Source organism: Pseudomonas nitroreducens (genome assembly GCF_014204515.1).
GTDB classification, from domain to species: Bacteria; Pseudomonadota; Gammaproteobacteria; order Pseudomonadales; family Pseudomonadaceae; genus Pseudomonas; species Pseudomonas nitritireducens_A.
In genome coordinates this window covers 1-18,156 of sequence record NZ_JACHLI010000028.1, presented here as the reverse complement: position 1 = coordinate 18,156, position 18,156 = coordinate 1, and the positions used below count along the sequence as shown (strand labels likewise).

The following is an 18,156-nucleotide window of genomic DNA, read 5'->3' as shown; positions in this document are numbered from 1 at the left end:
GGGCAATCTATTCATCTTCATGCTGGTCATCGCGGGCGCCGCCTGGTGGTGGCGCGCCCATGGCATCCGCGAGCGTGCGCTGGTCCTGGCCAAGCAGCACTGCGCGCGCGAGGGCGTGGAACTGCTCGATGACGCCATGGCCCTGCAGCGTTTCCGCTTCCAGCGCGACGGCCGCGGCAACCTGCGCCTGGCCCGCGAATACGCCTTCGAATTCACCGCCACCGGCCAGGAACGCTACGCCGGCAGCATCGCCATGTTCGGCCAGCACCTGGGCCGCGTCGAACTGGCGCCGTTCCGCATGGAGCCCGAGCCGCGCATGCCGGAATCCCCCGTGGCCACCTTCCATCCCGCCGCTGCACCGGTGGACGAAGAGATCATCGACGCCGACACCCCGCCGCCGTCCCGCCCCAGGGGTGAAGTGGTGCGCCTGGACGAATGGCGCCGCGCACATCAGGGCAAGAAGGTCGGCGACTAGAGCTGCGCGCGGATCTTCTGCCAGTCCTCTTCCACCGCCGCGGTCATCGCCCTGCGCAACACCCGGCAGCGCCCGCGATGCCAGAGCGAGGATCGCCGCCGCTGGTTGCGCCGGCAGGCCTCGAACAGCCAGTCCAGATCGAAACCGTCCCACACGCCCGCCGTCACCCAGGCATTGCTCCACACCACCGGCGCCACTTCCAGGCGGTAGATGGCCTCCAGCTCTTCCACGGTGAAACCGCTGATCGCCAGGATGCCCGCGATGGCGGCGCGCCCGCCGGCGTCCAGCTCGCTGTCCAGCCACAGCTCGGACAGCGCCAGCCAGACCGACTCGCGGGCCGGGTCGTTCATTCGTGACCCAGCAGGAAGTTCGAAACGCGCGCGGCGCTGTCTTCGGGGAATTCCTGCATGAAGCAGTGACCGCCATCGACGCACTGGCCACTCACCACGGTGTTCGCCGCGCACCAGCGCGCCACGGACCTGGGCACGAAGGGATAGGTCTTCTCGCCGAACAGCACCTGAGTTGGCGTCACCACCTTGTTCAGCGACGGCCACAAGCGCTTGGGGAAGGAGCTGAAGATTTCCGCCTCGCGGCTGGGCCGGCATTTCAGCTCGACGCCGGCCTCGGTGCGCTTCATCGCGTTCTCCACGTAGGCCCACAGAGCGGCGTCGGTCCAGCCCTTGAAGATACCGCGGCCGTGCAGGCCGGCGTAGGCTGCCTCGCGGTCCGTCCACTGGCTGCGCCGCGAGCGTGCCTTCTGCACCATGGTGCGGCGCTGGTGCAGGCCGAGCACTTCGGAGAGCGCCATCACGCCGATCATCGCCGGGGTAAACAGCACCGGGTCGAGCAGTACGGCGCGGCGGAACAGCTGCGGATGGCGACCGAGGATCAGGCTGGTCAGCACACCGCCGAAGCTGTGCCCGGCGGCATAGTGCGGCACATCGCCGAAAATCCGGTTACCCGCCTGGAAGGCTTCCACCGCCATCTCGGCGTTGCGGTTCCAGCCGTGGAAGCGCCCACCGTGGTCGCTGTCGCCGTGGCCCTGGACGTCGCACAGCCAGAGGTCGAAATCCTTCGCCAGGACTTTCAGCATCGGCTCGTAGGCGCGGCCGCAGAATCCGTTGCCATGCAGGAAGTGCAGCAGCGGCTTGCCGCTGGGCTCGCTGCGCCAGCCGCGCAGGGTGAAACCGGCGGACCCTTCGTGGGTCCAGGACGACAACTGCATCGAAGCTCTCCATCGGGATGCCGGCAGAGTGTAGCGAGGCGGCGGGCCGCCGGACCAGCGTGAGGTCATGCTATTGTCGCCGACCGTCTAGCGAACCCCGTCGAACATGTCGCCTACCCGCCCCCTGCGCCTGCTGCTGATCTGCCTGCTTTTGCTGGCCGGGCTGGTGCTGTCGGTGTTCTGGGCCGGGGAAAAGGCGCGGCACCGCGCGCTGCTGGCCGAAGCCGAGGCCGCCCACGAGCAGCTGGGGCTCTACGCCAACTCCCTGCACACCCTGATCGAACGTTTCCGCAGCATCCCCGCCGTGCTGGCGCTGGACCCGGAGCTGCGCGCGGCCATGCGCGGCCCGGTGAGCGGCGAGCTGCAGCACCGGCTCAACCTCAAGCTGCAGGAAATCAACGGCGCGGCGCGCTCCTCGACCCTGGAACTGCTGGACCACACCGGCCTCGCCGTGGCCGCCAGCAACTGGAACCTGCCGGTCAGCTACGTCGGCCACAACTACGGCTTCCGCCCCTACTTCCGCCAGACCATCGCCCAGGGCGCCGGGCGCTTCTACGCGGTCGGCGTGACCAGCGGAATTCCCGGCTACTTCCTCTCCAACGCCCTGCGCGACGACGACGGCCGCTTCCTCGGCGCCATCGTGGTCAAGCTGGAATTCCCCGACCTCGAACGGCAGTGGAGCCAGACCCCGGACGTGGTGCTGGTGAGCGACAGCAAGGGCGTGGTGTTCCTCGCCAACCACCCGCGCTGGCGCTACCGCGAGCTGATGCCGCTGGACGCCGTGGCCCGCGCCGAGCTGGCCGATACCCGCCAGTACCACAGGCAGCCGCTCAGCGCGCTGCCGCACCGGACCCTGGAAAGCCTCGGCGAGCACGCGCGCATGGTCCGCGTCGAAGGCCAGGAAGTCGGCGGCGACTACCTCTGGCAATCGGTCCGCCTGCCGGAAGAGGACTGGAGCCTGCACCTGCTGCGCGACACCCGCGGCGTGCAATCCGATGTCACCAGCGCGCGGCTGGCCGCTGCCGGCGTCTGGCTGGCGCTGGTGTTCCTGGTGCTCTGGCTGCAGCAGCGCCGCCGCCTGGCGCGCCTGCGCCAGCGTAATCAGGAAGAACTTGAGCGTCTGGTCGAACAGCGCACCGCCGCCCTGCGCACTGCCCAGGACGGCCTGGTACAGGCCGCCAAGCTGGCCGCGCTGGGGCAGATGTCCGCCGCGCTGGCCCACGAGATCAACCAGCCGCTCACCGCCCAGCGCATGCAACTGGCCAGCGTGCGCCTGCTGCTCGACGCTGGTCGCCAGGACGACGCCCGTGCCGCTCTGGTGCGCGTGGATGAACTGCTCGAACGCATGGCCGCGCTCACCGGCCACCTGAAGACCTTCGCCCGCAAGACGCCCGGCGGGCTGCGCGAACGCATCGAACTGGGCCACGTGGTCGAGCAGGCGCTGCAATTGCTCGCCGTGCGCATCCGCGGCGAGGGCGTGGAGATCAGTCAGGACCTCGACCTGCCCGCCTGGGTGCTGGGCGATGCGATTCGCCTGGAGCAGGTGCTGGTCAACCTGGTCCGCAATGCCCTCGATGCGGTGGCGGGAACTGCGCAGCCGCGCATCGAACTGACCCTGCGCCGCGACGGCGAACACTGGTGCCTGGAAATCGCCGACAACGGCGCGGGCATCGACAGCGAACACCTGGCCAGCGTCTTCGACCCCTTCTTCACCACCAAGCCGGTGGGCGAAGGACTGGGCCTGGGGCTGGCGGTATCCTATGGCATCGTCCACGAACTCGGCGGGCGCCTCGAAGCCACCAACCGGCCCACCGGCGGCGCACTGTTCCGCCTGAGCCTGCCGGCTGCCAGCGAAGAAAGAAGACCATGAGCGAGACCATCCTCTTCGTCGACGACGAAGCCGCCATCCGCGACGCCGTGCAGCAGTGGCTGCAACTCTCCGGCTTCGACGTGCGCCTGTGCAGCAGCGCCGACGAGTGCTTGAAGAGCGTCTCCCGCGAGCTGCCCGGCGTGGTCATCAGCGATGTGCGCATGCCCGGCACCGACGGCCTGGCGCTGCTCGAACGCCTGCAGCAACTCGACCGCGACCTGCCGGTGATCATGGTCACCGGCCACGGCGACGTGCCCATGGCGGTCCAGGCGATGCGCCAGGGCGCCTACGATTTCATCGAGAAACCCTTCACCCCCGAACGCCTGCTCGACAGCCTGCGCCGCGCCCTGGAGAAACGCCGGCTGGTGCAGGAGAACCGCCAGCTGCGCGAACAGGCGGCTCTCAAGGACCAGATCGAATCGCGCCTGCTCGGCGTCTCGCGGCCCATGGAAACCCTGCGCCGGCAGATCATGGCGCTGGCCGGCACGCCGGTGAATGTGCTGATCCGCGGCGACACCGGCAGCGGCAAGGAGTTGGTCGCGCGCTGCCTGCACGACTTCGGCCCGCGCGCCGGCAAGCCTTTCGTCGCGCTGAACTGCGCGGCGATCCCCGAGCAACTGTTCGAGACCGAGCTGTTCGGCCACGAAAGCGGCGCCTTCACCGGCGCCCAGGGCAAGCGCATCGGCAAGCTGGAACATGCCAACGGCGGCAGCCTGTTCCTCGACGAGATCGAGAGCATGCCGCTGGCCCAGCAGGTCAAGCTGCTGCGCGTGCTGCAGGAGCAGCAACTGGAGCGCCTGGGCTCGAACCAGAGCATCAAGGTCGACCTGCGGGTGATCGCCGCGACCAAACCGGACCTGCTGGAAGAAGCCCGCGCCGGGCGCTTCCGCGAGGACCTGGTGTACCGCCTGAACGTCGCCGAACTGCGCCTGCCGCCGCTGCGCGAACGCCGCGAGGACATCCCGCTGCTGTTCGACCACTACGCGCTGCTGGCCAGCGAGAAGTTCGCCCGCGAGGCGGCGCCGCTTTCGGCCAGCGAACTGGCGAGGCTGCTCGCCCACGACTGGCCGGGCAACGTGCGCGAACTGGCCAACGCCGCCGAGCGCCACGTGCTCGGCCTGGACCGCGCCGAGCTGCCGGAAGAACCGGCCGGCAACGGCCTGTTCGAACGCATGGAAGCCTACGAGGCACAGTGCATCCGCCAGGCACTGGGGCAATGCAGGGGCGACATCAAGGCGGTGATGGAGCTGCTCGGCCTGCCGCGCCGCACCCTCAACGAGAAGATGCAGCGCCACGGCCTGAGCCGCGGGGATTACCTGGGCGAGGACTGAGCCAGCTGCTCGGCGAAGAACCAGCCGGTGCACCAGCGCGCCAGCGGCCAGAGCAGCGCCAGCAACAGAATCGCTGGCGGCAATAGGTAGAGCGGCAGGCTGTCGGAGTAGCGCGAGCCATAGGCGGCGAAGGCGACCAGTACCGACACCAGCAGGATCGCCCCGCCCCACAGCAGGAGCAGCGCCAGCGCGGCGCCCAGCACCCGTCCCGCGGCGAAGCGCGAAACCTGCGGCGGCAGGCGTGTCTGCACGGCGGCCATGACGATGGCGAAGGGCAGTACGCAGCTGGACAGCAGGAGCAGCGCCTGCCAGCCATCGGCGCCGCTGAACAGGTAGAGCGCGCTGTAACTGATCGCAGCCAGCAGCTTGTAGATCAGCGCGGTGAAGCACAACGCCACGCCCAGCGCCACCTGCCAGGACGGCAGCGCCACCGGCTGCCCCGGCGCCAGCAGCGACGAACGCGAGCGCGCCAGGTGCAGGATCAGCCAGAGCGGCAGCAGGCAGGCCAGCACCAGGCTGATCAGCGCGCTGGCCTGCCCGTAGAGGACCATCCACAGGGTCCGCCCTTCCTGGGAGAAGATCCACTGGTAGAGCGACACGCTCAGGTAGGACATCAGGGTGCCGACCACCACCGTGGCCACCGCATAGGACACGCCGAAACCCACCAGCAGGGCGGTCTGCGGCTGGAAGCGGGCGATGCCGTGACGCTCGCGCTGGTGGTGCACCAGCAGCAGGACCGCGGCCGCGTAGAAGGCCAAGCCGCCCACCCAGTTCGCCAGCATGGTCGGCAGGTACTGCGGCAGGCGTTCGCGGAAGTTGCCCAGGTCGGCGATCCATTGCACGACGTTGCTGCCGAAGAACACCAGCGCCGCGGCCACCAGCAGGGCGACGACGAACAGCCAGGGCTGGTTGCCAGCCGGCGTTACGGCCAGCGTGGGCGCCGTCAGCGGGGCATGGGGGGTAGCGAAGGGGTTGTCGGTGGTCATGGGCGGCATCCTTGTCGAGTCCGGCGCCGGGCGCGGAGTCCTGCCAGACTATCAGCCCGCACGCTCGCGGCCACGCGCCAGCCCACGGATTTTTCGCCGGCATAAAAAAAGGCCGCTGATAGCAGCGGCCTTGAGACGGACGTCGATCTGGAGCAATCAAGAATCGGCGTCGGGAAGCTTGCCGGCGGTGAGGCCGGTAACGGCGGGGCGAAAGAGCCGCGCTGTTGGGTCAAGTATATTGACCAAGTGGACAGGAATACAGCTCACTGGCAGCGAAAGACTGTTACAACATCTGTAACAGTCAATGGATCGAGGTGAAATTCCGGGCAAAAAAACGCCGCATGTCTTATGCGGCGCAAGGTGTTGAGAAGCCCGGCTCACGCACCGGGCCTCCCGGGGGAAGCGGCCGATCAGGAATCGGCGTTGCTGCCAGTAGCGGCCTTGGCAGTCTGCTCTGCGGACTGGGCCTGCTGCTGGGCAATCACGGCTTCGTTGGCCTTGACCATCTTGTTGGTCATCAGGCGCGATTCTTCGGCGAAGCTCAGTTGGGTGAACGACAGCGAACAAACGGAAAGCAGGGCAGCAACAACAAGGGAACGGGACATGACGGTGATCCTTTCTGAACTCCCGATTGGTCGGGACTGGAGAAAGGTTACGGCGCAACAGTGGGTAGAAAAATAGCTAGCTAACCAACAGACCATTGCCTAAAAAGCAACAATCTCCGCCGATCGTCCGGGAACGCCTATCTAGAGCGGCTGCGACGATCCGCCACGCTGGCGCGTGGACATCAGCGCACTTCAGGCCCAGTTGACGGGATCGTTGATCACGGCTTCGTCGTCCTCGAACACCTTGGGCAGTTCGGCCTTGAGGAAATCCACCCAGGTGCGGATCTTCGCGTCGAGGAAGCGCCGCGACGGGTACAGCGCATAGATCTGTCGCACGTGCAGGCTGTGCCGCGGCAGCACGCGCACCAGCGAGCGGCGGCGCAGCGCGGGCGCGGCGACGTAGCTGGGCAACAGGCAGATGCCCATGCCGGCGGCGGCGGCGCCGGTCAGCGCCTCGGCGACGTTGACCATGAAGGTGTCGCGCGGGCGGATCACGCTGGCCTCGTTGCCTTCCTCGAAGGCCCAGCCCTCGGGGAAGGTCGGGTCCTGCAGGCGCAGGCAGGTGTGCTGATGCAGGTCGGCGACGCTGGTCGGCGTGCCGCGCCGCTTGAGGTAGTCGGGGCTGGCGCAGAGCACGCTGTAGATGGTGCCCAGGGTCTGGGCGACGAACTCGGAGTCGGGCAGCTCGCGGTCGCGGGTGATCACCACGTCCTGGCCTTCTTCGAGGATGTCCGGCTGGCGCTGGGCCAGGGTCAGCTCAATGTAGACCTCGGGGAAGGATTCGCAGTAGCGCGATATCAGCGGGATCAGGTGCTGCTGGCCCAGCCCGGTGAGCGAGTGCACGCGCAGGCGGCCGCGCGGTTTCAGGTGTGCGCCGCTGGCCTCGGCTTCGGCTTCTTCGACGTCGGCAAGGATTTCCCGGCAGCGCAGCAGGTAGCGCTCGCCGGTTTCGGTCAGCGCCAGGCGTCTGGTGGTGCGGTGCAGCAGGCGCGCTTCAAGCTGGGCTTCGAGGTCGGAGACCACGCGCGAGACCTGGGCGGTGGATAACCCCAGGGCGTTGGCGGCGGCGGTGAAACTGCCGGCATCCACCACCCGGACGAAGGCCCGCATCGCGTGAAGTACGTCCATCCTTCCCCCTGCCTGTTGATCTTGTTGTAGGCGCCTGTAGGAGACGACAACCATTGTTGTCCGCGCCGCAAAACTGAATCGCAGTATAGGGTCGTTTTTTGCCGATTGTTACCACGTATAGTGCCGGACAAGTCGCTGCAGCAACGTTGGGCATACCCCGCTCATCGTACGGTCGCCGATACACCCATCGACGGCCCTCTCCCCCGCGCATATCCGCTGCAGCGACTGACTCTTTCTCCAGGGGCGGTCATCTGCGGATGGCCGCCCTTTTTCATTTCTGCCGTTTGGACCTGGCGCAGGGGCATATCCCCTCACCCCAGCCCTCTCCCCCAGGAGAGGGGGCAGTCCGTGCCGGCTGACATCACGGTTTCATCCTGAGCCAATCAGTTCCCTGAGGGAGAGGGTCAGGTGAGGAGGCAAACCGCGCTTCATGATCGCCCCTACGAAGAGCAAAAGCGCTTAGCGTGGCAGCGGATACAGGCGCTCGTCGAACTGCTCCAGACGCACGAACTCCAGCGGCTGGTCGTTCTCCAGGTTCTGCAGGCGGTCCTGGTACTGGCGCAGGAAGTCCTGGCGCGCGTCGTTGCTGATGTAGGGCACGTGCCAGGCGACGAAGGGCGGCAGCACGCTCATGCCGGTATAGGCCAGGGTGCCGCGCAGGATCGGCCGCAGCATGTCTTCCAGCGGGCCGTGGATGGCGCCATCGCCGAACATGTGGTCACGGCCGCCGAGGGTCACGGTCACCAGCGCCTTCTTGCCGGCCAGGCCGCCCTGGTCGTAGAAGCGCTTGCCGCCGTAGCAGATGCCCGAAACCAGCACGCGGTCGAACCAGCCCTTGAGGATCGCCGGCGCGGAGAACCAGTAGATCGGGAAGTTGAAGATCACCAGGTCCGCCCAGAGCAGCTTGTCCAGCTCGGCCTGGATATCGGCGGCGATGGTCTTGGCCTTGGCGCCTTCGCGCTGCTCCAGGGCGTAGACCAGGTATTCGGGGTTGGCGCGGGCGCCGAAGTCGGCGGCGCTGGCCACCGGGTTCCAGTTCATCGCGTAGAGGTCGGAGATCTGCACTTCATGGCCCTGGCCGCGCAGGGTTTCTTCGGCGAGCTGGTACAGCGCGGTGCTGAAGGATTGCGGTTCGTTGTGGGCGTGGACGATCAGTACGTTCATGTGGATTCCTGGCCGGTAAAAGCGCTACTTGGCGGGTCGGCGTGCTGGTTTGGCACCCTCTCCCCAGCCCTCTGACTAGGCGTCCCCCCCTGAAGGGAGAGGGAGTATTCGTGTTTATCCTGCAGCGACCTCTCCACCGTTGGAAATCAGCGGAGGAAGCTATTCCTGCGAACACGGAAACCGCGTGCTCGCCGGCTGACTCCTTGCCATCCGACAACGCCGAACAGCCCCCTCTCCCGCTTGCGGGAGAGGGTTGGGGAGAGGGCGCTCTTCAATCACTCAGAGCTGAATGGCCTTGAGTTCGACGAACTCGTGCAGGCCCTGCTCGCCCCATTCGCGGCCGTTGCCCGATTGCTTGTAGCCACCGAACGGCGCCCGGTAGTTGAAGGCACCGCCGTTGACGAAGCATTGGCCGGCGCGCATCTGCCGGGCGAGGCGCAGGCCATCGTCGCGGTCACCGGCCCAGACGGCGCTGGACAGGCCGAACGGCGAGTCGTTGGCGATCTGCAGTGCCTCGGCTTCATCGGCATAGGGAATCAGGCACAGCACCGGGCCGAAGATTTCCTCGCGGGCGATGCGCATCTGGTTGTTCACCCCGGCGAAGATCGTCGGCTGCACGTAGTGGCCGCGCTCCAGGTGAGCCGGGCGCTCGGCGCCGCCGCAGACCAGCTGTGCGCCCTCTTCCTGGCCGACGCGCAGGTAGTCGAGCACGGTGCGCCGCTGGCCGCCGGAGCACATCGGGCCGAGGAAGCTGTCGGCGTCCAGCGGGTCGCCCATCTTCAGCGCCAGGGTTTCCGCGCGGGCGATCTCCACGGCTTCGGCGTAGCGATGGGCCGGTAGCAGCATGCGGGTCAGCGCGGTGCAGGTCTGCCCGGAGTTGATCATCACGTCCTGCACGCCGTGGCGCACGGCGGCGGCCAGGTCGGCATCGGCGGTGATGAGGAACGGCGACTTGCCGCCCAGCTCCAGGCACACGCGCTTGACCGTCGGCGCCGCTGCTTCGGAGACCTTGACGCCCGCGCCGGTGGAGCCGGTGAAGGACACCATGTCCACGTCCGGATGCCGCGCCAGGGCTTCGCCGACCTTGGAGCCGGGGCCGCTGACCAGGTTGAACACGCCGGCCGGCAGGCCGATGGCGTGGACCATGTCAGCCAGCAGGAAGGCGTGCAGCGGAGTGTCCTGGCTCGGCTTGACCACCACGGTGCAGCCGGCGGCGAGCGCCGGGGCGAGCTTGCCGATCAGCTGGTGCAGCGGGTAGTTCCAGGGGTTGATGAAGGCGCAGACGCCCACCGCTTCCTTGACGATCAGCGAGTTGCCGACCTCGCGCACCTCGTCCATGTGCGCGGCCATGGCGGCGTAGCTTTCCAGGCCCTCGATCGGCCCGTCGACCTGCACCATGCGGCACCACTGCACCGGCATGCCCAGCTCGGCGGTGATCAGCGCGGCCATCTCGTCGGCACGATTCTTCAGTTGTTCGGCGAGGGCGCGAATGTAACCGGCGCGCACGTGGGAAGGGGTCTGCGACCAGGTCGGGAAGGCGCGGCGCGCGGCGTCCACCGCGCGGTTCACGTCATCCTGGCCGCCCAGCGGTACGCGGCCAAAGTATTCCTCGGTGGCCGGGTTCTGCACCTCGGCCATGCCCTGGCCTTGCGGCGCCACCCAGGCGCCGTCGATATAGAGCTGCGTACGGTCATGCATAGCGTTTTTCCTTGAGCAGTTCGGCGGCGCACAGGGCAATGCGGCGGCAGGCTTCGCGCAGCGGTTCGGCGCCGAGCACCAGGCCCAGACGGATGTGTCCGGCGGCGCTGGGGCCGAAGGCTTCGCCGGCCAGCACGGAGACGCCGTGGCGGTCCAGCAGCACGTCAGCGAAGTCCTGGGCGGAGAGCTCGGTGGCGCGGATGTCGACCATCACGAACATGCCGCCATCCGGGCGCAGGGCGCGCACGCCGACGCAATCGGCGAGGCAGTCGAGTACCAGGTCGCGGCGCTGGCGGTAGGCCTCGCGCATGGCTTCCAGTTCCGGCAATTTGGCTTCCAGCGCGGTGCAGGCGGCGTCCTGGATGAAGTCCGGCGAGCCGTAGAGCATGCACAGGGCGAGGTTTTCCAGGTGCGCGCAAAGCTCGCGCGGGCCGACCACCCAACCCACGCGCCAGCCGGTCATGGCGTGGGATTTCGACAGGCTGTTGAGGGTCGCGGTGCGCTCGGCCATGCCCGGCAGGCTGGCCGGGCTGACGTGCTCGCCGTCGAACAGCAGCTCGCTGTAGACCTCGTCGGAAATCATCCACAGGTCATGACTGACGCACAGCTCGGCCAGCATCTCCCAGGTCGCGCGCGGCAGGCTGGCGCCGGAGGGGTTGTGCGGGCTGTTGATCGCCAGCGCGCGGGTGCGCGGAGTGATCAGCGCGGCAACATCCTCGGCCTGCACGCGGAAACCGTGCTCGGAGCGCACCGACACCGGGATGACCTTGGCGCCGCAGGCGCCGAACACCGCTTCGTAGGTGACGTACATCGGCTCGGCGACGATCACCTCGTCGCCCGGATTGAGCACGCACTGCGCCACGGCGTACAGCGCGCACTGGGCGCCGGCCAGCACGACCACATCGTCGCTGGTGACCGCCTGGCCACTGCGCTGGCTATGCCGGCGGGCGATGGCTTCGCGCAGCGAGCGCTTGCCGCGCACGTCGGCGTAATGGGTGTTGCCGGCCAGCAGGCTGTCGATGGCCGACTGCACGATAGGCACCGGGGTATCGAAATCCGGGTCGCCCACCGACAGCAGCAGGATGTCGTCGCCCTGCTCCATGCGCGCCAGGGCGCGGTAGTGGATGTCCCAGGCGGCTGCGCCGTCGCCGGCGATGCGTTGGGTGAAGTTCGAGTAGCGCATGCTGTGCTTCCTTCATGGCGCCGCCGCCCGCAGGCGACGGCGGGTGCAACGGGTCCTACTTGGCGCAGGCGTGTTTCAGCTCGATCAGGGTGACGCCGGGGTGGGCGAAACCGGCGCGCAGGTCGCGCTCCAGCTCGTCCAGGCTCTGCGGCTCGCGCATCTCGCAGCCGTAGGCGCGGCCGAGCAGGGCGAAGTCCGGGTTGCGCGGCAGTACGCCGATGGGCTCGATGTCCAGGCCGATCATGTCGTCGCGGATCTGCCCCAGCGCATCGTTGTTCCACAGCAGCACCACCAGCGGGCTGTCCAGCTCCTCGCTGGCGGTGGCCAGTTCCTGCGCGGTGTAGAGGAAACCGCCGTCGCCCACCAGCACCAGGCCGGGACGCTCCGGCGCACCGAACTTGGCGCCGATGCCGGCGGGCACGCCGTAGCCGAGGGTGCCGTAGCCGGTGGGGTGCAGCCAGCCGCGCGGCGCCTTGCTCGGGTAGAGGTAGTTGGCGGTGTAGGCCAGCTGGGTCATGTCGCTGGCGATGAAGGCGTTGTCCGGCAGGACCTTGGCGATGCGTTCCAGGATCGACTTGTGGATAAGTTGCAGGGGCGCGTGGCCGCCGTCGATCTGCGCACGCAGCTCGGCGATGCGCGACTGCGCTTTCGCAGCGTCGCGGCTCGCGCTGGGCAGCGCGGCGAGCAGCGCCTCGGCGGTGGACTTCGAGTCACCCAGCAGCGCGACGGCGCTGGGGTAGAAGTCATTGAACTTGCGCGAATCGACGTCGACGCGGATCACCTCGCCGGTGACCGGCAGGCGGTCGCGCCAGTAGTCGGTATCGGCCATCTCGGTACCGATGGCCAGCACCACATCGGCCTCGGCGATCATGTCCCAACCGGCCTGGGTGCACAGGGTGGCACCGGCGGACAGCGGCGCTTCCGGCGCCAGCAGGCCCTTGCCGGCGACGCTGGTGAACAGCGGCGCGGCGAGGCGCTCGCTCAGCGCGGCCAATGCATCGGCGGCATGCAGGGCGCCGCCACCGGCGATGATCATCGGGCGCTTGGCGGCCTGGAGTTTATCCACAGCCTGCTTCAGTGCCTCGGCGCTGGGCTGGCCACGGCCGGCGCGGCGCACCACTTCGTTGGTCCAGTCGCGGGCGACCGGGTTGGCCAGCACGTCCAGCGGCACGGAGATGTGCACCGGGCGCGGGCGCTCACTGTCGAACACGGCGTAGGCGCGGGCGATCAGTTCAGGCAGGTCTTCGGCGCTCAGGGCGACGGCCGAAAACGCGGTGATCGGCGCGGTCATCGCGCGCTGGTCCTGGGTCTCGTGCAGGCAGCCCCAGCCCTTGCCCAGGCTGGCGGTGTGGTTGACGCTGGAGATCACCAGCATCGGGATCGAGTCGGCGTAGGCCTGGCCGATGGCGGTGGCGGCATTGGTCACCCCCGGCCCGGTGATGATGAAGGCCACGCCGGGCTTGCCGCTGACGCGAGCGTAGCCGTCGGCCATGAAGCCGGCGCCCTGCTCGTGGCGGGTCAGCACGTGGCGGATGCCGCTGCCGGGCAGGCCGCGGTACAGCTCCAGGGTGTGCACACCGGGAATGCCGAACACGGTGTCGACGCCGTAGTTGGCCAGCAGGCGGACCAGGGCCTGGCCGCCGGTGAGGGTTTTACCGTTTTGCATGAACGATCTCCCGAACTGTTCTTCGGCGGATAACCGTGAACGGTTATTCGCCCTACTCGTTGGGGCCAACGCCGAGCTTCCGGCGTGCGCCGCTTTTGCCCCCTACCCCTGAAGGGAGAGGGAGCGTTCGTGTTCTTCCTTCATCGCTGAGCGCTGAACTGTTTTTTGTAGGACCGAGGGGGGCGCCTAGCCCTTGCTCGCGAACCGGGTCCCGCAGCGGGGATCGTTCGCGAGCAAGCTCGCTCCTACAGGCATGACGAAATCATTCGGCGGTGCGGATCAGCGCATCCACCGCCACGGCGCCTTCGGCGTCCGCCAGCAGTGGGTTCACGTCCAGTTCCAGCAGGCTGTCCACGTGTTCGCAGGCGTAGTCGGCGACGGCGCGGATGGCTTCCACCAGCGCCTCCAGGTTCACCGCCGGGCGACCGCGGAAGCCGGTGAGCAGCGGCGCGCTGCGCAGGCTCAGCAGAGCGTCGCGGATCGCCGCGTCGGTGGTCGGCAGCAGCAGGCTGCGGCTGTCCTTGAGCAGCTCGACGAGGATGCCGCCGGCACCCAGCACCAGCGCCAGGCCGAAGCCGTTCTCGCGCTTGATGCCGACGATCAGCTCGGCCAGTGGCGGATTGGCCATGCGCTCCAGCAGCACCTGGTCGAACGGCACGCCGGGGGCGTGGCGGGCGATGTTCTCGCGCATGTCGAACAGCGCAGCTTCCAGCGCCGCCTCGTTGCGCAGGTTGAGCGCCACGCCGCCGGCCTCGGTCTTGTGCGGCAGCTGCGCGCTGACCACTTTCAGCGCCAGCGGGAAGCCGACGTCGGTGGCCGCTTCGCGGGCCTGGGTCGGCGTGCTGAGGGCGGCGCGCGGCAGCGGCAGGCCGAAGGGTTTCAGCGCCTGCTTGGAATTCCACTCGTCGAGCAGGCGGCCTTCGCTGTCCAGCGCCTGCGGGCAGAGCGGCACCAGCGCGGCTTCGCCACGGGCCAGCAGCGTCTCGCGGCGCTGGCGGTAGTGGGCGATGCGGCCCCAGGCGGCGAGGCCATCTTCCACGCCTTGCAGCGCGGCGACGCCGTGGGAGTGCAGCAGCTCGCGAGCATGCCTGGGCAGCAGCTCCGGCAAGGCGGAGGCGATGAAGCCGACCTTGCCGTGGCGCTCCAGCGCGGCGCAGTACAGCTCCAGCAGCAGGTCGCACTGCGGGCGTTCGCCGGTGTCCTCGCCGGGGTAGTCGAGCACCAGCAGCGCGGCATCGGCCGGGGTCTGCAGGGCGCTGTCGAGCATGCGATCCAGGGCCGGGCCGTCACCCCAGATGGCGGTGGTGAAGTCCAGCGGGTTGGCGATGTTGGCGTAGTCCGGCAGCACCTGGGCCAGCTCGGTGCGCTGCGCGTCGACCAGCTTGGGCAGGCTCAGGCCGTTGCGTTCGGCGTAGTCGGCGATCAGCCCGGCGTCGCCACCGGAGCAGGCCAGCGCGGCCAGGCTGGGGCCGGCCGGCAGGTTGCCGCAGGCAGCCGCTTTCAGGGTTTCGATGAAGCTCACCGGGCCGCTGACGCGGATCACCCCGAGGCGATCGAACAGCGCGTCGTACAACGCGTCGGAGCCGGCCAGGGAGCTGGTGTGGCTGAGCGCAAGCTCGGCGCCGATCTCGGAGACGCCGGTTTTCAGCGCGATCACCGGGATGCCTTTCTGCAGCGCCTTGAAGGCGGCGCGGGCGAAGCCGGGGACATTCTTCAGGCCTTCCAGGTGCAGGCCGATGGCGGTGACGCGCGGCTCGTCGAGCAGCACGTCCATCAGTTCGGCCACGCCCAGCTGCGCCTGGTTGCCCACCGAGGCCATGTAGGCGATGGGCAGCGAGCGGTCGCTCATGGACAGGTTGTAGGCGAAGTTGCCGCTCTGGGTCAGCACCGCCACGCCCTTCTCCACCAGGTGCCCGCCGTGGGCCACCGGCCACAGCGCGGAGCCGTGCAGGTAATCGAGCAAGCCGTAGCAGTTGGGGCCGAGCAGGGCCATGTCGCCAGCGCTGGCGAGCAGGCGGCGTTGCAGAGCCTCGCCTTCGGCGCCGGTTTCGGCGAAGCCGGAGGCGTAGCAGATGGCGCCGCCGGCATCCTTGGCGGCCAGCTCGGCGACGGCCTGCAGGGTGAGGTCGCGGTTGGTGGCAACGAACACCGCATCCGGCCCTTCGGGCAGCTCGGCGACGCTGCGCACGCAGGGCACGCCTTCGAGTTCGTCGTACTGCGGGTTGACCAGCCACATCGCACCCGGGAAGCCGCCTTCGGCGCAGCGCTTGAGCGCGCGGGCCATGCTGCGGCCGCCGATGAAGGCCACGTGGCGGGGAGCCAGCAGGCGTTGGAGGTTTTCTCTTTTCATGGTTCGGGTCTCGGTACGGGGCCTTACGCCCTCTCCCCAACCCCTCTTCCTGAAGGGAGAGGGGAGCTGTCCTGTGCATCGGTTAGCGCACGGTGTTCACCGGTCGCTCCAGATCGCTCTTGCCCCCTCTCCCTTCCGGGAGAGGGCTGGGGAGAGGGTCTATCCGGCAGCACTACTTCTCCCCTTGAACAACACCCGTAATCAGCGCAGCAGCGGCCGCAGCAGTTCGCGGGAAATGATGTGGCGCTGGATTTCCGAGGTGCCTTCCCAGATGCGCTCGATGCGCGCGTTGCGCCAGATGCGTTCCACCGGACCTTCGTCCATCAGGCCCATGCCGCCGAAGATCTGCACGGTCTCGTCGGCGACCTTGCCCAGCACTTCGCTGGCGAACAGCTTGGCCATGCCGGCTTCGCCATCGGTCATGGTTCCGCGGTCCATCTTCCATGCGGTGTGCAGGGTCATCAGCTCGGCGGCGCGGATCTGCGTGGCCATGTCGGCGAGCTTGAAGGAGATGCCCTGGTAGCTGCCGATGGCGGCGCCGAACTGCTTGCGGTCGGCCGACCATTGCAGCGCCAGGTCCAGCGCGCGCTGAGCCTGGCCAACGCAGTTGGCGGCGACCATCACGCGGCCGGCGGTGAGCCAGGCGTTGGCCACTTCCCAGCCCTTGTCGACTTCGCCCAGCACCTTGGAGGCCGGCACGCGGCAGTCGTCGAAGAAGATTTCGTAGGTGTGGTAGCCCTTGTTGCTCACGCATTTCGGACCACGGCGCACGGTCATGCCGGCGGTGCCCTTGTCCACCAGGAAGGCGGTCACGGCGTTGCGCTTCTTGCCGTTGCGCTCGAAGGTGTCGGTCACCGCGAAGACGATGGCGAAGTCGGCGTGGCCGGCGTGGCTGATGAAGTGCTTGGAGCCGTTGATCACGAAGTCGTCGCCATCACGCACGGCGCGGGTCTTGATCGAGTTGGCGTCGGAGCCGGCGCCCGGCTCGGTGAGAGCGAAGCAGTCGATCTTCTCGCCCTGTACCACCGGCAGCAGGTAGTCCTGGATCTGCTCGCCCTGGCAGGCCATGAGGATCTTCGAGGGCCGCGCGACGAACACGTGCAGCGCCCAGGAGACCTTGGACAGCTCGCGCTCGACCAGCGCCTGGGACAGGTAGTCGAGGCCGCCGCCGCCGACTTCCTCGGGCATGTTGAAGGCATAGAAGCCGGCCGCCAGGGCCTTGCCGCGAATCTTCGCGGCCAGTTCCGGGGATACCGCGTCGGCGCGGTCCACTTCTTCCTCGTAGGGCAGCAGCTCTTTCTCGACGAAAGCCTGGACCGCCTCAACGAGCATTTCCTGTTCCTGGGTCAGTTGGAAATCCATCACATCACCTGCAGCCGTCAGCGGCCTTTGAATTGGGGGGAGCGTTTCTCGGCCACGGCGCGCAGCGCCTCGGCGGCATCTTCACTGCGGCCGCAGAGCAGCCCGGCGGCCTGTTCGGCTTCCAGCTGCTGGGCCAGCGTGCGGCTGGCGCCGTCGCGGATCAGGCGCTTGGTGTGGGCGAAGGCGTAGGTCGGACCGGCGGCCAGGCGGGCGGCGAATTCACCGACCTGGGCCTGCAGTTGGTCGTCGGCGACCACTTCGCCGACCAGACCGGCATTCAGCGCGCGCTCGGCGTTCCACAGTTCGTCGAGGAACAGCAGGCGCTTGGCCGCTTCGCTGCCGATCAGGCGCGGCAGATGCCAGCTGGCGCCGGCGTCCGGGCAGTAGGCCATGCCGGTGTAGCCGGCCTTGAAGCGCGCGGAGGCACCGGCGATGCGGAAGTCGCAGCACAGGGTCAGGTCCATCCCGGCGCCGACGGCGGTACCGTTGACGGCGGCGATGGTCGGCTTGTCCAGGCTGTGCAGGCGGCGCATCAGGGCGTGGGCGGTTTCGGTCCAGCCGTAGGTTTCCAGCTCGCCACGAGCTTCGGCCTCGGCCCATTCGGCGAGGTCGGCGCCGGCGCAGAAGCTGCGGCCTTCGCCGCTGAGCACGATGACGCGCACGGCCTCGTCGGCCTCATGGGCGTCGAGCAGGGCCAGCAGGTTCCTGAGCGTGGGGATGTCGAGCGCGTTGCGCTGCTCGGGGCGGTTCAGGGTGATCCAGGCGATACCGTCCTGGACCCGGCTGAGCGGGGATGGCTGAGTCATGCTGCCCTCGTTCTTGTAGTCATTGGCTGAGGCGGATGAAGCGTTGAGTCAATACTAAACACTTGTTCAGCAAGCCGGCAATCCACCCGAAAGGGGAGCTTGTAACGACCTGACAATCGGCGGGAAGGCCGCGCGGCGCGGGGGCTGGGGGATTTTCCCGGAGTTTCCCCCAAGGCCTTGTTACAACTTCGAACAAACGGCCCTGCGGGCCTTCGCGGACAGAGTCCGCTTGTGTCTGCCTTTCCCGATACGATCGGAGGTGAGAGCGGCGCAAGGCAAGCTGCAGGTCCGCAGTGTTCGAGCACGA

Annotated in this window: 15 protein-coding genes; 3 read left to right on the top strand and 12 right to left on the bottom strand. The window is 68.1% G+C overall.

What is annotated here, in order from left to right; genetic code table 11:
- Window positions 1–19: 19 nt before the first annotated feature.
- Complete coding sequence (locus HNP46_RS26560; protein WP_184595120.1) at window positions 20–475, top strand: DUF3301 domain-containing protein; 456 nt, start codon at window positions 20–22, stop codon at window positions 473–475.
- Here HNP46_RS26560 and HNP46_RS26555 read toward each other — a convergent pair.
- Together HNP46_RS26555 and HNP46_RS26550 are read right to left on the bottom strand one after the other, a co-directional pair.
- Complete coding sequence (locus tag HNP46_RS26555; RefSeq protein WP_184594988.1) at window positions 472–825, bottom strand: DUF7079 family protein; 354 nt, start codon at window positions 823–825, stop codon at window positions 472–474. The two genes, HNP46_RS26560 and HNP46_RS26555, sit on opposite strands and share 4 nt — an antisense overlap.
- Window positions 822–1,700 carry an alpha/beta fold hydrolase gene (locus HNP46_RS26550; RefSeq protein ID WP_184594986.1) on the bottom strand — a complete coding sequence of 293 codons (879 nt, stop codon included), beginning with the start codon at window positions 1,698–1,700 and terminating at the stop codon, window positions 822–824. Before HNP46_RS26550 ends, HNP46_RS26555 begins: the two co-directional genes overlap by 4 nt.
- 106 nt (window positions 1,701–1,806) lie before the next feature.
- Here HNP46_RS26550 and HNP46_RS26545 point away from each other — a divergent pair, with 106 nt between their 5' ends.
- Complete coding sequence (locus HNP46_RS26545) at window positions 1,807–3,570, top strand: sensor histidine kinase (RefSeq protein WP_184594984.1); 1,764 nt, start codon at window positions 1,807–1,809, stop codon at window positions 3,568–3,570.
- A complete protein-coding gene (locus tag HNP46_RS26540) occupies window positions 3,567–4,901 on the top strand; it encodes a sigma-54-dependent transcriptional regulator (protein ID WP_184594982.1) in 1,335 nt (444 codons plus the stop codon). The genes HNP46_RS26545 and HNP46_RS26540 overlap by 4 nt, the downstream gene beginning before the upstream one ends.
- Here the strand turns inward: HNP46_RS26540 and HNP46_RS26535 are convergent.
- The 10 genes from HNP46_RS26535 to HNP46_RS26490 all read right to left on the bottom strand — a co-directional run bounded on the left by HNP46_RS26535 (window position 4,883) and on the right by HNP46_RS26490 (window position 17,849).
- On the bottom strand, window positions 4,883–5,887 hold the full coding sequence (locus HNP46_RS26535; protein ID WP_184594980.1) for a hypothetical protein: 1,005 nt from the start codon (window positions 5,885–5,887) through the stop codon (window positions 4,883–4,885). The two genes, HNP46_RS26540 and HNP46_RS26535, sit on opposite strands and share 19 nt — an antisense overlap.
- A 410-nt stretch (window positions 5,888–6,297) precedes the next feature.
- Window positions 6,298–6,492 (bottom strand): hypothetical protein, encoded by a 195-nt coding sequence (locus tag HNP46_RS26530; protein WP_184594978.1) that lies wholly within the window; start codon window positions 6,490–6,492, stop codon window positions 6,298–6,300.
- A gap of 192 nt (window positions 6,493–6,684) precedes the next feature.
- The gene (locus tag HNP46_RS26525; protein ID WP_184594977.1) at window positions 6,685–7,620 is read right to left on the bottom strand and encodes a LysR family transcriptional regulator; all 936 of its coding nucleotides are present in this window, start codon (window positions 7,618–7,620) and stop codon (window positions 6,685–6,687) included.
- A 459-nt stretch (window positions 7,621–8,079) separates the two neighbouring features.
- Window positions 8,080–8,784 carry an NAD(P)H-dependent oxidoreductase gene (locus HNP46_RS26520; RefSeq protein WP_184594975.1) on the bottom strand — a complete coding sequence of 235 codons (705 nt, stop codon included), beginning with the start codon at window positions 8,782–8,784 and terminating at the stop codon, window positions 8,080–8,082.
- Window positions 8,785–9,063: 279 nt separating this feature from the next.
- Complete coding sequence (locus HNP46_RS26515; RefSeq protein WP_184594972.1) at window positions 9,064–10,482, bottom strand: aldehyde dehydrogenase family protein; 1,419 nt, start codon at window positions 10,480–10,482, stop codon at window positions 9,064–9,066.
- Window positions 10,475–11,665: a pyridoxal phosphate-dependent aminotransferase gene (locus HNP46_RS26510; RefSeq protein ID WP_184594970.1), complete on the bottom strand. Its 1,191-nt coding sequence runs from the start codon at window positions 11,663–11,665 to the stop codon at window positions 10,475–10,477. The genes HNP46_RS26515 and HNP46_RS26510 overlap by 8 nt, the downstream gene beginning before the upstream one ends.
- 55 nt (window positions 11,666–11,720) lie before the next feature.
- A complete protein-coding gene (locus tag HNP46_RS26505) occupies window positions 11,721–13,331 on the bottom strand; it encodes a 5-guanidino-2-oxopentanoate decarboxylase (RefSeq protein WP_184594968.1) in 1,611 nt (536 codons plus the stop codon).
- 262 nt (window positions 13,332–13,593) lie between these two features.
- Window positions 13,594–15,681, bottom strand: a complete 2,088-nt coding sequence (locus HNP46_RS26500) for an acetate--CoA ligase family protein (RefSeq protein WP_184594966.1) — start codon at window positions 15,679–15,681, stop codon at window positions 13,594–13,596.
- 201 nt (window positions 15,682–15,882) lie between these two features.
- On the bottom strand, window positions 15,883–17,043 hold the full coding sequence (locus HNP46_RS26495) for an acyl-CoA dehydrogenase family protein (protein ID WP_184594964.1): 1,161 nt from the start codon (window positions 17,041–17,043) through the stop codon (window positions 15,883–15,885).
- Window positions 17,044–17,060: 17 nt separating this feature from the next.
- Window positions 17,061–17,849 carry an enoyl-CoA hydratase/isomerase family protein gene (locus HNP46_RS26490; RefSeq protein ID WP_184594961.1) on the bottom strand — a complete coding sequence of 263 codons (789 nt, stop codon included), beginning with the start codon at window positions 17,847–17,849 and terminating at the stop codon, window positions 17,061–17,063.
- Window positions 17,850–18,156: the final 307 nt, after the last annotated feature.

Coding starts and splice junctions, on each gene's coding strand:
- HNP46_RS26510 (WP_184594970.1), bottom strand. CDS start 11,665: ATGCGCTACTCGAACTTCACCCAACGCATCGCCGGCGACGGCGCAGCC.
- HNP46_RS26495 (WP_184594964.1), bottom strand. CDS start 17,043: ATGGATTTCCAACTGACCCAGGAACAGGAAATGCTCGTTGAGGCGGTC.
- HNP46_RS26545 (WP_184594984.1), top strand. CDS start 1,807: ATGTCGCCTACCCGCCCCCTGCGCCTGCTGCTGATCTGCCTGCTTTTG.
- HNP46_RS26560 (WP_184595120.1), top strand. CDS start 20: ATGCTGGTCATCGCGGGCGCCGCCTGGTGGTGGCGCGCCCATGGCATC.
- HNP46_RS26490 (WP_184594961.1), bottom strand. CDS start 17,849: ATGACTCAGCCATCCCCGCTCAGCCGGGTCCAGGACGGTATCGCCTGG.
- HNP46_RS26525 (WP_184594977.1), bottom strand. CDS start 7,620: ATGGACGTACTTCACGCGATGCGGGCCTTCGTCCGGGTGGTGGATGCC.
- HNP46_RS26540 (WP_184594982.1), top strand. CDS start 3,567: ATGAGCGAGACCATCCTCTTCGTCGACGACGAAGCCGCCATCCGCGAC.
- HNP46_RS26555 (WP_184594988.1), bottom strand. CDS start 825: ATGAACGACCCGGCCCGCGAGTCGGTCTGGCTGGCGCTGTCCGAGCTG.
- HNP46_RS26535 (WP_184594980.1), bottom strand. CDS start 5,887: ATGACCACCGACAACCCCTTCGCTACCCCCCATGCCCCGCTGACGGCG.
- HNP46_RS26520 (WP_184594975.1), bottom strand. CDS start 8,784: ATGAACGTACTGATCGTCCACGCCCACAACGAACCGCAATCCTTCAGC.
- HNP46_RS26530 (WP_184594978.1), bottom strand. CDS start 6,492: ATGTCCCGTTCCCTTGTTGTTGCTGCCCTGCTTTCCGTTTGTTCGCTG.
- HNP46_RS26515 (WP_184594972.1), bottom strand. CDS start 10,482: ATGCATGACCGTACGCAGCTCTATATCGACGGCGCCTGGGTGGCGCCG.
- HNP46_RS26550 (WP_184594986.1), bottom strand. CDS start 1,700: ATGCAGTTGTCGTCCTGGACCCACGAAGGGTCCGCCGGTTTCACCCTG.
- HNP46_RS26505 (WP_184594968.1), bottom strand. CDS start 13,331: ATGCAAAACGGTAAAACCCTCACCGGCGGCCAGGCCCTGGTCCGCCTG.
- HNP46_RS26500 (WP_184594966.1), bottom strand. CDS start 15,681: ATGAAAAGAGAAAACCTCCAACGCCTGCTGGCTCCCCGCCACGTGGCC.